13 protein-coding genes are annotated in these 13870 nt (G+C 35.7%); 7 read left to right on the top strand and 6 right to left on the bottom strand.

The window, feature by feature from the left end; genetic code table 11:
* The 5 genes from U9K52_RS20705 to U9K52_RS20685 all read left to right on the top strand — a co-directional run.
* Positions 1-847 (top strand): RHS repeat-associated core domain-containing protein (locus U9K52_RS20705; protein WP_322927949.1); only part of this gene is annotated, 847 nt, incomplete at its 5' end.
* 4 nt (positions 848-851) lie between these two features.
* Positions 852-1274: a hypothetical protein gene (locus U9K52_RS20700; RefSeq protein ID WP_322927948.1), complete on the top strand. Its 423-nt coding sequence runs from the start codon at positions 852-854 to the stop codon at positions 1272-1274.
* Between the two features lie 422 nt (positions 1275-1696).
* Positions 1697-1915, top strand: a complete 219-nt coding sequence (locus U9K52_RS20695; RefSeq protein ID WP_322927947.1) for a hypothetical protein — start codon at positions 1697-1699, stop codon at positions 1913-1915.
* Positions 1916-2401: 486 nt separating this feature from the next.
* Complete coding sequence (locus tag U9K52_RS20690) at positions 2402-2746, top strand: hypothetical protein (protein WP_322927946.1); 345 nt, start codon at positions 2402-2404, stop codon at positions 2744-2746.
* A 210-nt stretch (positions 2747-2956) separates the two neighbouring features.
* Complete coding sequence (locus U9K52_RS20685) at positions 2957-4204, top strand: hypothetical protein (protein ID WP_322927945.1); 1248 nt, start codon at positions 2957-2959, stop codon at positions 4202-4204.
* Positions 4205-4353: 149 nt separating this feature from the next.
* Here the strand turns inward: U9K52_RS20685 and U9K52_RS20680 are convergent, their stop codons facing one another.
* From U9K52_RS20680 to U9K52_RS20660, 6 genes are all read right to left on the bottom strand, one after another.
* Positions 4354-4635, bottom strand: a complete 282-nt coding sequence (locus tag U9K52_RS20680) for a TIGR03643 family protein (protein ID WP_248393773.1) — start codon at positions 4633-4635, stop codon at positions 4354-4356.
* Positions 4636-4818: 183 nt separating this feature from the next.
* On the bottom strand, positions 4819-6297 hold the full coding sequence (locus U9K52_RS20675; RefSeq protein WP_322927944.1) for a cryptochrome/photolyase family protein: 1479 nt from the start codon (positions 6295-6297) through the stop codon (positions 4819-4821).
* Positions 6282-7580, bottom strand: a complete 1299-nt coding sequence (locus U9K52_RS20670; protein ID WP_322927943.1) for a DASH family cryptochrome — start codon at positions 7578-7580, stop codon at positions 6282-6284. The genes U9K52_RS20675 and U9K52_RS20670 overlap by 16 nt, the downstream gene beginning before the upstream one ends.
* Positions 7532-7687 (bottom strand): DUF2256 domain-containing protein, encoded by a 156-nt coding sequence (locus U9K52_RS21355; protein ID WP_082423549.1) that lies wholly within the window; start codon positions 7685-7687, stop codon positions 7532-7534. The genes U9K52_RS20670 and U9K52_RS21355 overlap by 49 nt, the downstream gene beginning before the upstream one ends.
* 180 nt (positions 7688-7867) lie before the next feature.
* Positions 7868-9184: an ABC1 kinase family protein gene (locus U9K52_RS20665; protein ID WP_322927942.1), complete on the bottom strand. Its 1317-nt coding sequence runs from the start codon at positions 9182-9184 to the stop codon at positions 7868-7870.
* Positions 9185-9386: 202 nt separating this feature from the next.
* Positions 9387-10046 carry a TetR family transcriptional regulator C-terminal domain-containing protein gene (locus U9K52_RS20660; RefSeq protein ID WP_322927941.1) on the bottom strand — a complete coding sequence of 220 codons (660 nt, stop codon included), beginning with the start codon at positions 10044-10046 and terminating at the stop codon, positions 9387-9389.
* Between the two features lie 729 nt (positions 10047-10775).
* On the opposite strand from U9K52_RS20660, the gene U9K52_RS20655 reads away from it, so the two are divergent.
* Complete coding sequence (locus U9K52_RS20655) at positions 10776-11354, top strand: CinA family protein (RefSeq protein WP_263602865.1); 579 nt, start codon at positions 10776-10778, stop codon at positions 11352-11354.
* Between the two features lie 338 nt (positions 11355-11692).
* On the top strand, positions 11693-13870 hold a 2178-nt coding region (locus U9K52_RS20650; RefSeq protein WP_322927940.1), incomplete at its 3' end, for a PAS domain S-box protein.

The raw sequence follows: 13870 nt of genomic DNA, 5'->3' as shown, positions 1-13870 counted from the left end.
AGGAATGTATGATTATGGAGCGAGATTTTATATGCCGGATATTGGACGATGGGGTGTGGTGGATCCGAGAAGTCAGTACACTCATGAAGCATACAGTTATGTTTGGAATAATCCGATAAGTTTCAATGATCCTACAGGAATGCAAGGAGAGTGGGCTTTTCCAGATCGTGATGGAAGACACGATGGAGAAGTTTGGGAAGACTCAGATGGAATGTTTTTTTGGGACAAAAAAAATGGAGTTTGGAAAGATTTCAATAATGGAAGTTCTGTTATAACAGAAGTTACAGTAAAAGGCAAATCCAGCAATAGTAATACAGGTCCTGCAAGCTTGGCAATGTCAGCTTTGTATGTGTCGCAAGCTGATTCTCCTGCTCCTGGTCCTGCTGATGCAGTAGCTTTTCTGATGTTAGTAGGTGCTGGAATCTGGTGGGCAAATAATCAGCTTGCTCCTCCAAGTGCAGGATATACAACAATTGCAGATCCTGGTGCTGGTTATAGAAATTTAAACACTGAAGATACCGCCGAAGAAGATAAAGATGTAAATGGGGTAAAAGTACCTGATGATGGAAGAACAAGTGATGATCCATTAAGAAAGAGTAAGCATGGACACGCAGAAGAAGACCCTGAAGCAGCAGGAACCCACCATACACAATTAGGCACAAGACAAGGGCGAAAAGGTGCTTATAGGCAAGGAAGAGAATTTAAAAATGGGGAGCCCGAGTGGGATTATGACATGACAGATCATGGACGTCCCCAAAATCATCCAAATCCACATAAGCATAAATGGGAACCTAATCCAACAGGAGGTGCAAAATCAAGAGGGAAAACAGCTTTGCCAATAGATTAATATTATGTCAGAATATAAAAAGATAAAAATTAAAAGCAATCAAAGTGAGGTTACGGAGTTAATGTCATTTTTAAATGATATTGTTGAATTTGATTCTAAATATAGATCATATAATTTTGGAATCGTGAGATTCTATGGATCAACTATAGACTATTCTAATGATAAATTATCAGAAGCTGTAACTATATTCACAGATTTAAATTTATTTTTAGAGGCAATAATTAATATAGAACAAATATATGAGATTGAAATATTGATAGATAATTCTATACAAAACATAAAAATGTATTCTGATGAAATAGATGCTTATAAAAATAATCAGATATGTCTAGAATTTTTTGATGATGGTTTTTGGGAGATGACTTCTAAAGATTATTCTTTGATTAAATTTATTGATAGGAAATACATAAAGTCAGAGTCTATATAAAACCTGATCCCCCGCTGCGCAAAGTCTCCCGACTTTGAGCAGATAAAAATAACCCCTCGCAAGTTTGCGAGGGGTTTTTGTGTTATAAAGCAGCTACATTTTTATTAAAGAAGTCTTTAAATTTTTTCTTTGTGAGCATTGTTTCTACAATTTTGAAGACGGTTGTTCTATCTTCTTTGTCCAATTGCTGGATAAGTTGCATTTGCTCAATAGTATTTTTATCGTCAAAAGTTACTTCGTTAGGAATCTCCCCCGCTGGCTCGAGCGTCCCGCTCGTGCCTGTAGATACAAAGAACCCTCGCAATTTTGCAAGGGTTTTTATGTTTCTTATAAAACTGTAAAACTTAATTTTACATTAAAATCAATATAATTATTTAAATTTACCGAAGAAGATTACTCAGGATGCTCAGGTAACAGATTATGTGTACCGTGCGGACGGAGTAAAAGTAAAGAAGCTCTTTGGAGGACTGCAGACAGATTACCTGGATGGGTTCCAGTATAAGTTTACTTATTACTGGGAAGATGAAACCGGAGCCATGACCACTGATGGAATGAAATTAAGGATCATCCCGACTTCGGAAGGTTATTTTGACACACTGGGAACAGGTATTTATAATTATATGGACCATCTTGGAATGTGAGATTAATCTACAGCGATGCTAATGCATCGTGCCGTTACCAAATACAGCAGTACGAAAGAAAGCGGGGGCGAAGACCAAAATCCTGAATCTCGGCAAACGCCTTCCTAAAGCCACCGCCCAAGGGAGGAAGGTATCGGGAACAGCCGAAACCATAACGCCGAAAGGAACAGGCTTTCGGAATTCTCCGAAGGTATCCCGCCAAAAGGATAACAGGGTCAGAAAATTCCGAAATGAGCCCGCCTAAAGGAATGGGTCTTCGGAAATCTCCGACAGCAAAACGCCGGCAGGAGCTCTGTCTTTACTAAGTAAGCATAAATAAACCCGCTCGTGCCTGTAGAGAAAACAATTATAAATAAGGTAGAAGAACAGCAAAAAAACTAGATAGCCAATAGAATTATGAATAACATATATAAAATTTACTTTGTAATTTTTTTTCTATTCTTAACAAGTTGCTCTAATATACATTTTTTATATGAAAATGAAGGTTTGTCAAATAAAATAGAAGGAATATCAAAAGTATTATATAATAAATATGAGCTTCATAAAGATGAAAAATCATTAATTGTATTTGAATCAAACTTTAATAATGTGGTGAAAATTATTAATGATAATAAAATTATCGTTAATCGCAATATTGAGACCAAACCAACACTAGGATTTGCAGCTCCATGTATTATAAATAATTTAAGTGATGTTTCAATTTTTATTGATGGTAAGAAAAAGATTACGTTAAAACCAGAAAATATAAATAATTATAAATTCATTTATATTAATAAACATAGAAATAGGTATAGTATTTTATTTACAAATAAAGCACATAGCTATCCATAAGCAATAATAAATGCCTTGCAAAATGCGAGGTTTCATGTTTTATAAGCAGCTACATTTTATTAAAGCAACCTTGAAATTTTCGGTATTGAAGATTTTACAACCGTTCCGGAATCATAAACTTAATACATAATTAACGATTACGAGACCTGAATCAAAAGAGAATCTGATAGTTTCGCAGGCAATTATAACTATTAAAAATTTAAATTGCTTATGCTTCAGAAACAATTCCTCGGCTGGATGCTTTTACTTGTTCTTACAGGTGTCGGATGCCAGAATAATGAATGGGCTTCAGCTTCAACGGAAGAAGAGCTTTCATCACAAACCCATGCCAATAAAGCAGCTACGGATGCTACTGTCAATGCCTATGTTGATACAAGTGCTTATATCAGCTCCGGTTTTAGTTTTTTAAATCCTTCTCAGATCGACAAAAACCGGCAGGCAATCGGCGGAAGTGCCTACACAGAGGTTTACGGATTCAATATTCCGGAAGAAAACAGGGTAAGGGGAATCCGCTGGAATACCGATGATGAAACAACATCAATCTGGAGACCGCAGGGAATTGCAGGATTTACCAAAAATGGCGTCCGTTATCTGCTGGTAAGCTGGTATGCAAAAAATGATGCCGAATTTAAAGGATCCCGTATTACTCTTATTGACATCAGTCCAAGTTCAGGCACCTATCTTACATACCGCCACATGCTGTTGGTACAGCCTGATATTCCCGCCAATACAACAGCCTATTCACAATACGGTTCCTACGCGCCTCTGAATGTGCATGCGGGCGGAATAGCTTATTTTAAAGGTAAAATATATCTCAGCAGTACCAATTTAGGGGTTCGGGTGTTTGATTTGAACAAGATCATTGAAGTGAGCACCGGCGATACCACCAATGATAAGTGTGGTAAAGATGCCAATGGTAATTTATTCGCCTTTAATTATCGATATATATTGCCTCAGGTTGGGTATCAGAAGATCAATAATGCCAATCCGTTTTCTACTGTACAGGTTAATGAAGAAGGAACTGAGTTGTGGACCGGGCAATATTATGCAGGTAGTGCTGATGCTTCCATTATTCCAAAGGTGTTTGGTTTCCCGATTAATGCAAGTGGAATACTTCAGAATGCCGGAATTTCAGAGGTTGCTCCAAAGAATAGTCTTTTTCCGGATAATCATGCGCATGGAATACAGGGCGTATTCCGAAAGGGGAACAGAACATGGCTCTCATGTACAGGATCTCCAAGCAATTCTTACGGATCAAATGCTAGATTAGCACGTTATACAGACGGAGCCGACGATACGGTGCGCTACCGATGGCCTTATGGAGCAGAATCACTCTACTACGAATCTCAATATAGTTACCTCTGGAGCCTCACGGAATATGAGCCGAATGCAGGAGCACAAAATGGAAGTCAGGTCAACAGATGTATATTTGCTGTCGATTTTTCTAAATATGAATAGATCAAATTGAAGTAAAGGCTAGTAATTTATTCTTAAACTCTATTATCAATTAAACCAAAGCAGAACTTTTTGCTTTGGTTTTTTATAGGTTGTTGTAAATTTTCTTCATTATTTTATTAAAGAATCAGAATAAATAAATTGTAAGCCTCTTATCTTTTCGAAATTTTATTATTGCTGATCACTCTTTGCCTGCTGCATTTAAAACGGTTGATTTCTTCATTTCTTTTTTTTAAATGTTTCTGGCTTATCCCGGAATTTACCCTTTTCCGCCAAAGTTTAAAACTTGATTCTTTCAGTTCCGAACGCATCAGTTCAATCACTTCCGATTCACTTATTCCGAACTGGAATTGTATGGCTTCAAACGGAGTTCTGTCTTCCCATGCCATTTCGATGATTCTGTCGATTTGTTGTATGTTGAGGTTTTTATTCATATTATAAATTTTATTGTAAGATCCTTCGACAAGCTCAGGATGACATCTCTAATACTAACTTTTTACTTTGCATTGTCAGGCTGAGCTTAGTTTATCCTGAGCCTGACCAAGGAAAGCCTCTATTTACAAAGCTTTTTTGTTGTTTTACCAAACTTTTACCAATCAATTGTTTATGTCTAAAAATCATTTTAAACTTCCGATAAATTCCCTTGCCGTTTTAAAATGCTGCTTTCGTTTTTCTTCCGGCATTTTCTCCAGTGTTCTCAGCATCATTCCCAGACGAGGGTTTTTAGTAAAGAAATCTTTATTGTCATTAATAAAATTCCAGAACAGCGCATCCCATTGTTTCGTCCATTCTCCATCGGGATAATCGCTCATCTTTTTGATATAATTGCTTCCGCTGATGTATGGTTTTGTGCTCATTTTTCCACCATCTGAAAAACTGCTCATACCATAGACATTCGAAACCATTACCCAGTCGTACGAATCAATAAACATTTCCATAAACCATTGGTAAACTTCATCTGGATTGAATTGGCAGAGATTCATAAAATTGGCAAAAATCATCAGCCGTTCGATGTGATGGGCATAACCGGTTTTCAGAATCTTCTGGAGCGAACTGTCAATCGGTCGGATTCCCGTTTTGCCTGTATAAAACGATTCGGGAAGCTCTTGTTGATGTTTCCAGTAATTTTTATTCCGCTGATAGGTTCCTTGATAAATATAAACACCACGCACAAATTCTCTCCATCCTAAAATCTGTCGTACGAAACCTTCCAGGGAATTTACCGGGACATCATTGTCTTTAGCAAACGAAATCGCTTTTTCCAGAACATTTTCAGCAGTTAGCAATCCTGCATTCATCAACGGAGAAAGGATGCTGTGATGGAGAAAGTGTTCTTTTTCCACCATGCTGTCTTCATAGATTCCAAATTCATGAAAACGCGTTTCCAGAAACTGTTCCAGCCATTTTTCGGATTCTTTGAAAGTAGTAGGGTAGAGCTGTTCCTCCGTAAGCGTTCCGTAATTTTTTGCGAAATATTTTTCGGTATATTGTTTAGCTTCTTCATAATATTCATTGTTTACCGGAAAATGGATCGCAGGAGCTTTTTTATTTTTCGGGTATCTTTTACGGTTTTCCGTGTCGTAGGTCCATTTTCCGCCTAACGGTTTTCCGGCTTTCATCAATATATTTCGGGTGATTCTCTGCTGTTTGTAAAAATCGGTTTGATGATAGGATTTTTTATCGTTAAAATATTCTTTAAGGTCTTCTTTCGTGTTGATGAAAAGAGGACTGTCCAGAATTTCAATTTCCAGATTTGTTTTTTGAAGTCTTTTTTCCAGCCAGTGGTCGCAGACGTCCGTAGTTCTTAGGGTTGTATAACCCTCTTTTTCAAGTTTCGGAATTAGATTCCTGATATCTGAAAATTTCGATGAACTCTCGATATATTCCACCTCAAAACCTGATTTTTTTAGTTCATTTTCATAAAATTTCATGGTTGCTCTGTGAAATGCAATTTTCTGCTGATGAAATGAATATTGTTTAAAAAACAGAAATTCTTCCAGGAGAAATACAGGCTGGTCTTTATGCAGATAATCAGTGTCTTTAAAAAGCTGATGCGGAAAAACCAGTTGGGCGGTATGTTTTATTCTTTTAGCCATAATTTTCTGAATTCTTCATTAGGATCATACATTTCTGCCTGTTTTTCGGGATTAAAAATACGATTGCGGTTATCATTTCCGACTCCGGCAAGATACATCCAGTTGCCATAATTGCTGTGCACATCATAATCAATCAGCATTTCTTCAAAATAGGCGGCCCCTATTCTCCAGTCCTGTTTCAGGACTTTGCAGAAATAGGAAGCTGCATTCTGTCGCCCTCTGTTGCTCATCCAGCCGGTATTTTTTAATTCGAGCATATTGGCATTCACAAAATCGGAATCAGTTTTTCCATCTTTCCATTTTTGAACTGCTTCTTCATTATTTTTGTAGAAATATTTTTGATGATTAATTCCGGTTTTCCTGAAAATCAAATCTTTATGCTGTAAGGAAATATATCTGAAAAAATCCCGCCAGAGCAGTTCGAAAATCAGCCAATAGGTCGAATCGTTGGCTCCGGATTCTTCTTCATATTTTTTAATTTCGTGGTAAATTGTTACAGCTGAAATACTTCCGTCCGAAAGCCAGGGTGAAAACTTGGAACTGTAATCTGTTCCTGACAAACCGTTTCGCGTTTCTTTATATTTGCTCAGACTCTGCGTTTCCCGGAAATAATAATGTAACCTTTTTAAAGCTGTATCTTCACCTCCGGAAAAAGGAAAAGCGCTTCTTTTATCGGGCTCAAAATCTTCAAAACCTAAAGTCTCAAGTGAAATTTCGTCACTTTCAGCCACAATATATTCTTTGTTGTACATCAGATTTTCCGATTCAAATTCAGGGCGGATCAACAGATTTTTTTCAATCTTTTGCCTGAAAGTAGTGAAAAGCATCGGAATTTTATTCAACGTTTTGAAAACAAAAAGCGGATGTACAAGAAACTGGGAATACGGTTTTTCCCAAGCTGCATCTGGAATGATCTGCCGGATTTTTGTTTGCATAACGGTTTCCTCTTTTGTCCATTCTTCCTGGCAGAAAATCTTCACGATTTCAAATTCTTCGGAAATTTCTCTGAAAACATCTTCCGGATTACCAAACTTTATTAAGAAAGGAATGTTTTTTCCGCTTAAATTTTGTTTTAAATAGTCAATACTTTCCAGTAAAAATTTTGCTCTGAATTTCCCGATTTTTTTAAATCCGAACTGTTGTTGTTGAAAAAAGTCAGCATCAAAAACGTAAACGGCGAGAAAAGGTAAATCTTCCTGCAAAATGTTGTATAACGATTCAGAATCTCTCGTTCTCAGATCTTTGGTGAACCAGAGGATGTTGATTTTTTGTTTTTTCGGCATCTTTCGCTGCAATATTTTACTTCGTCCCAGTTTTTCTTCCACTTTTTCCGCCAGTTGAAGGGCAGTCCGCAGACTTCACAGATTTTGGAGGGTAATCCTGATGGCATATTTTAAGTTTTATCATTATAATTTTAACCGCAAAAGTCATAAAAGAAACAAAAAATTATTATAAAATATAAGAGACTTAAAGGCTAATAAAATCTATTGAATTTCTGTTTTAAACTCTTTTCGTACTTTTGAATAACTATAAATTCATCAAAAATCTTTGTGGCTTTTGTGGTTAAATATCACTCACTGTAATTTTTAAAATTATTAATCGCCACGTCTTTTGCTTTCAGATCGTGCATCATATGATACAGTCCGAAAAATGTTCGGTTCAGGTAAATGAAATGTCTGGAACCACGGTTGGTATTCATTCCTTTTATATTGCTTATTTTGGCGTATCGCTGTCCCAGGTCGGCAATTTCCTGAAAGAAAGACTCATCAGCAAAATCGAATTTTTCCCGATTGAATGGTCTTGTAAACAGTTCCAGCAATTCGTAGAATAATTTGGAAAAAAACTCTTTCTCCTGTGGCGAATCTTCTTCGCGCAGAATTTCCAATGTAAATAATTTCTCACGGAAAACTTCAGGATTTTTTAAATTTTCTTCTTTCGCCAATTCAAAATACGGAGTGTAAAAATCTTCCGGAATTTCTTTGATACAGCCAAAATCAATAACCAGCAATTCTTTATCTTCCGAAATAAGGAAATTTCCGGGATGCGGGTCTGCATGAACTTTTTTAAGGATATGCATCTGGTACATATAAAAATCCCAAAGGGTTTGTCCGATTTTGTTTAAATCTTCCTGAGAATTTTGTTTTTTTGTAAATTCCGAAAAGTGAATTCCGGCCATCCAGTCCATCGTGATGATTTTTTCACACGAATATTGCTGATAATAATGTGGAAATCTGACATTCGGGAGATGACTGCATTCTTCTGCAAAATGCTGACTTCTCCTGAGCTCCAGATTATAATCGGTTTCTTCAAATAATTTGTCTTCCACTTCCTGAAAATACGATTCCGAACCTTCTTTTTTGATATTGAACATTTTCATGGCAATAGGTTTTACCATTTTTAGGTCGCTAGAAATGCTTTCTCTCACACCGGGGTACTGGATTTTAACCGCCATTTTTTGACCGTCTTTTTTTGCGGTATGAACCTGCCCGATACTTGCTGCATTGACTGATTCGGAGGAAAATTCATCAAAAATATCCTCCGGATTTTCCCCGAAATATTTTCTGAATGTTTTCTTCACCAAAGCGCCCGACAAGGGCGGAACGGAAAACTGTGAAAGCGAAAATTTTTCTACATATTCTACCGGAAGAATATTTTTTTCCATGCTCAGCATTTGGGCTACTTTCAGAGCAGAGCCTTTCAGCTCTTTTAATGAATCGTAGATGTCTGATGCGTTATCTTCATTGAGAATCTTACGGGCTTCATCTTCATCTTTCGTAATTTTATTTCCGTAATATTTCAGGTAATTGACCCCGACTTTTGCTCCTGCTTTGAGAAGGCTGCTTGTCCGTTCAATTTTTCCTGTAGGAATTTTATTGAGTGTTTTCATTTTTAAATTTTGTTTGTCAAATCTTTTTAACGCAATGTTCACAATGATTTTTTTATTGCTGACTGTTTTAAAGTTCGTAAAACGAAGTTTCGCCGATTCTAACAATAAATCATAAATTGAGGCAAAAGCATTGTACTCAGCAAAGTCTTAAATGCAATAATTGGATATTAAAAGCTAAAAGCAAGTGGCCAAAAGCCATACATCAACTCATTTTAAATTTTTCCTTCCAAAGAAATTTTCCCAGATCCAATACTTTTCTTAATGGTTCATTATCAATTAATTCAAAACAGGTATCAATAGTTTTTTCGATGAAAATATCGGTTTTTTCAAAATCAGGCGAAGTGTCTTTTTTCCAGAATTCAATGGCAGAAACTAAATGAAGCCACAATGCTTCCTGTCTCGATTTTTCATTGAATGTTCTTATATCCTGCTTCGCTTTTTCAAAAATTTCCCATTCTTTAAAATCTAAAGTATTAATGAGTTGTCTGTGTGTTTCCCGAAGATTCTGAAGGATTCTGATATTTTGTATTTTATGAGTTCCTAAAACTGATAACACCAAAGACCGGTTCATGGTAAGGTTTTCAAAGAAAATATAATAGACATTCAGAAGTTTTTCTTTTGTGGCAATTTCATCAGAAGAATTAACTTCATTAGCCAGCTCAAGGGATTTAATGAAAAGGTGATTGAGGATTTCTTTTTCAATCTGCTCAAATCCTGAAAAATAATGATAAAATTCTATTTCTTCAAAGTTATTTTCTTTTGCAAAGAGATAAACATTTTTAGGTTTTTCACCATTGTTTAGAAGATAATCGCCATATAATTCGAATATTTTTTCCTTTGTAATTTTTGTTTGTTCTTGCATGACCAATTTATTTTATAGATAAATTTAGTAATAAAATTTATCTATAATTATAAAATGGTATTTATTTATACTATATAAGTGATGTGATTTTTAAATTACTCATATAAAATTATAATCTGAATTATATTATTTAGCATTGTGCATTATTCCAGGATAATATTATCCATAATTGCATTACAGATGTTTAAATCATAAAAATGTTAATATTTTCTCTGGTTTTATAATCTTTTTTTACTAAATTTAATTCATTATCAGACTGGTCTTTTATACAAAGTGGAGACAAAATTCAGATTATTTTTTTATCACACAAACATTCTTATTTTATTATTTCTTGAATGTACAAGTACGCAGACTTTTAACCTGACTTTATATTAAAAGAGATAAATTAATTCTTCTTATTTCCATAATTTGAAATTATACTATAATCATTTCGTATTGATCAGAATCATAAGAATTATCTTTCACATTGTCTAAATTAGATTAAATTCATTTAATCCTTTTTTATAAGAACAAGTCTACTCGCTGCAATTTATTTTTATGCTAAAAAATTGAAAAATTCAGGTACCATGTTTGTTTTTACTGGCAACGCTTTTGCATATGAAGGAGAAGACCTTCCGGCAAAGCCTTAAGAACAGAAATTGTATTAAATTCTCAGGTTTACTGAAATTGATTGCTTCGCAAAAGAAGGTCTGGCGATTTCAGATCTAAATTACAAAACAGACAGAATTAATGATTTTAAAAAATTCAAAAATCGGAATCAGTTCAGAAGAACTCTCCGTAAGATCTCTTATATATTTTATTATGGAACTGCAAAATCTGTTTAAATATATCGGAAACTACCTTTTGGAAGTAGATGAAACCATTGCTGTAGCAGAAAGTGTTACTTCGGGGTTTTTACAGTTTTCTTTTTCGCAGATGAAAGATGCTTCCAAATTTTATAAAGGCGGTATTACAGCTTATACACCTGATGAAAAAATCAATCTTTTGCAGGTAGATGAATCTGAAGCGCTGGCTTGCGACTGTGTATCCCCTAATATTGCCGAAACTATGGCGCTGAATGTTTCAAAGATTTTTAAAAGCGACTGGTCGATAGCTGTTACAGGATATGCTACACCGGTTCCGGAATCAAAACAAAAGCTATTTGCCTATTTTGCTATTGTTTATAAAGGAGAGGTGCTTCTTTCGGAAAAACTTGATCTGCATTCCCGTACAAAACAGGTAAACGCACAATTGTATTATACAGAATTTATTCTTGGCTGCTTTAAGCTGGAGCTTGATAAGCATCATGAAAACAGATCAATATCATAATGTCGTAAAAGGTGAAAAAAAATATTTTATGACAAGAATCATAAAAATGTTATTAGATATCAAATATCTTTGAAATATCTATCACTTCATTTTGCAGTCATTTCTATAAGCTTCTCCCATTGAGAAGCTTTTTAAATTTATAATATCCATAAGAGAGAAAAATACCACATTGATGCATATGTAATGTACTTTTTTGATACTCAGATAAATTTTTATTAGTTTTAAGCCCGAAAATGCTAATCTCTTAAATGTGATATAATACTAAAACTTTATAAAAAACTATTTTTTTAGCAATTTTCTAATTATATTTAACATTATGAAAGAAATTAGTTATCAATATGAATAATTATCCTTTTCCTGACAATGAGGCTGGAAGAGTAAAAAAATTAGAGCTTCTTGATCTCATCAATCTTGGCAAAGATCCGGAACTGGATGTTTTTGCAGAAACGGCATGTCTTATTACGGACTGTCCGGCATCACTGATATCAATTATGGAAGCAGATACGCAGAGGATTCAAAGCTGTATAGGTCTTGCCATAGATTCTGTAGACCGTAAGGATACTTTATGCCAGTATTCCGTAGCAAGCTCGGAAGTAGTGGTTATCAATGATACGCTTTTAGATGAAAGATCTTCTGATAATCCTATGATTCTGGAAGGGGGAATCCGCTTCTATGCCGGTGTTCCGCTTATTGATGATGAAGGATTTGCATTGGGAACAATCTGTGTAATCGATTTTGAACCCAAAAATATTACGGAAAACCAGATTTCCGCACTCAAAAAACTTGGTGAAGTTGTGACCAGACTTTTAATGAGCAACAGAGAGATCATCAATGCAGAATATTTCCAACAGACATTTAATATTTCAAATAATCTTATCTGTGTGCTGGATAATAAATTTATGCTGAAAGATATTAATCCTGCTTTTGAAAAAGTTTTTTCAGTTACTAAAGATAAAGCAATAGAACATAATTTTTTAACCCTCTTAGAACAGGATAAAAAATCTTTGCCGGAACTTGAAAAATTTCCTGGCAGCATGAAAGAAGCCACCTTTACAACTTCTACAAAAATTGAAGACGGGACTTCGGTCATTGTAGAATGGTATCTTACACAAAATCAGAAATACTCCGAAATATTCTGTTTCGGAATTAATATTACCCAGCAGATCGAAGAAAGAAGGCAGCTGGAAAGCTCGGAACGACGTTTCAGAAGTTTCTTTGAAAATGCCATCGGCCTGATGAGCATGCATGATATGGAAGGAAATATTCTTGCCGTAAATGAAAAAGGAAGAGAAACATTACATTACTCTGCAGATGAGGTTACGGGTCTTAATCTGAAAGATCTTGTGCCGGAACAAAACTGGCTTTTACTAAAACAATATCTTGACCGCATCAAGCAAAATAACGAAGATTTCGGAACCATGATCCTCAAAACCAAAGAAGGTGAAGAACTGATTTGGATGTACCATAATATGGTGGAGATTGATAAGGAAGGAAAACCTTATGTAGTAAGCACCGCTCTTAATGTAACCGAAAGGATGACACTTGAGAAAGATCTTATTTACACTAAAAAAATGCTGGAGCAGACAAGCTCCGTTGCCCAGGTAGGAGGCTGGGAAGTCAATATGAAAACAGGAACTGTTTTCTGGTCCCAGAGTACAAAAGAAATTCATAAAATTAAAAATAATTTCCAGCCTGATTTTGAAAATGCGCTTGGATTCTATAAAGAAGATAGCCGTGAAAGGATGGAATTTCTCTTTAACAGGGCAGTTACAGAAGGAGTTCCTTTTGATGAAGAATTGCAGCTTGTCCGCAATGACGGAGTTACGATCTGGGTAAGGGTAAAAGGGCTCCCGGAGTTTGAGGGTGAGGTCTGCAGCCGGGTTTTCGGGATCATCCAGGATATTGATGCATTCAAAAAAATGTTATTGGAAGTGACCAGAAAAGAAGCGATGATGCAGTCGTTTGTGACGGATGTTCCGATTCCTCTGGCCATGTTTGATAAGGATCTCAATTATGTTTCCGTAAGTACCCAATGGAGGGAGGAATTTAATATGAACGATGTGGATCTTATCGGAAATAACTTGTTCGCCATATCGCCAGATATTCCGGAGGAGAGAAAAGAAATATATGAAAATGCACTCAAAGGAAAGACCTATATCAATGAAGATTTCACTGTTCAGCTGAAGGGCCAGAAAGAAACTCAGCATTATGATCTGAAGGTGGGACCTTGGTATCTTACTGAAGATGAAGTAGGTGGTGTGATTGTTTCCGTACAGAATGTCACAAAAGCAGTCGAAGTAAATGAGGAACTGAGAAATGCGAAGGAAGTGGCCGATATGGCCAGTAAGGCAAAATCTGAATTCCTTGCCAATATGAGCCATGAGATCCGTACGCCTCTCAACGGAGTGATCGGATTTTCCGATCTTCTTCTCAGAACACCACTGAATGAAATTCAGACCCAATATCTTAATTATATTAATGAATCGGGGGAAAACCTGCTCAACATTATCAATGAC

Source organism: Chryseobacterium sp. MHB01, assembly GCF_034651565.1.
Taxonomy (GTDB): domain Bacteria; phylum Bacteroidota; class Bacteroidia; order Flavobacteriales; family Weeksellaceae; genus Chryseobacterium; species Chryseobacterium nepalense.
This window is presented reverse-complemented; position numbering and strand designations above follow the sequence as displayed.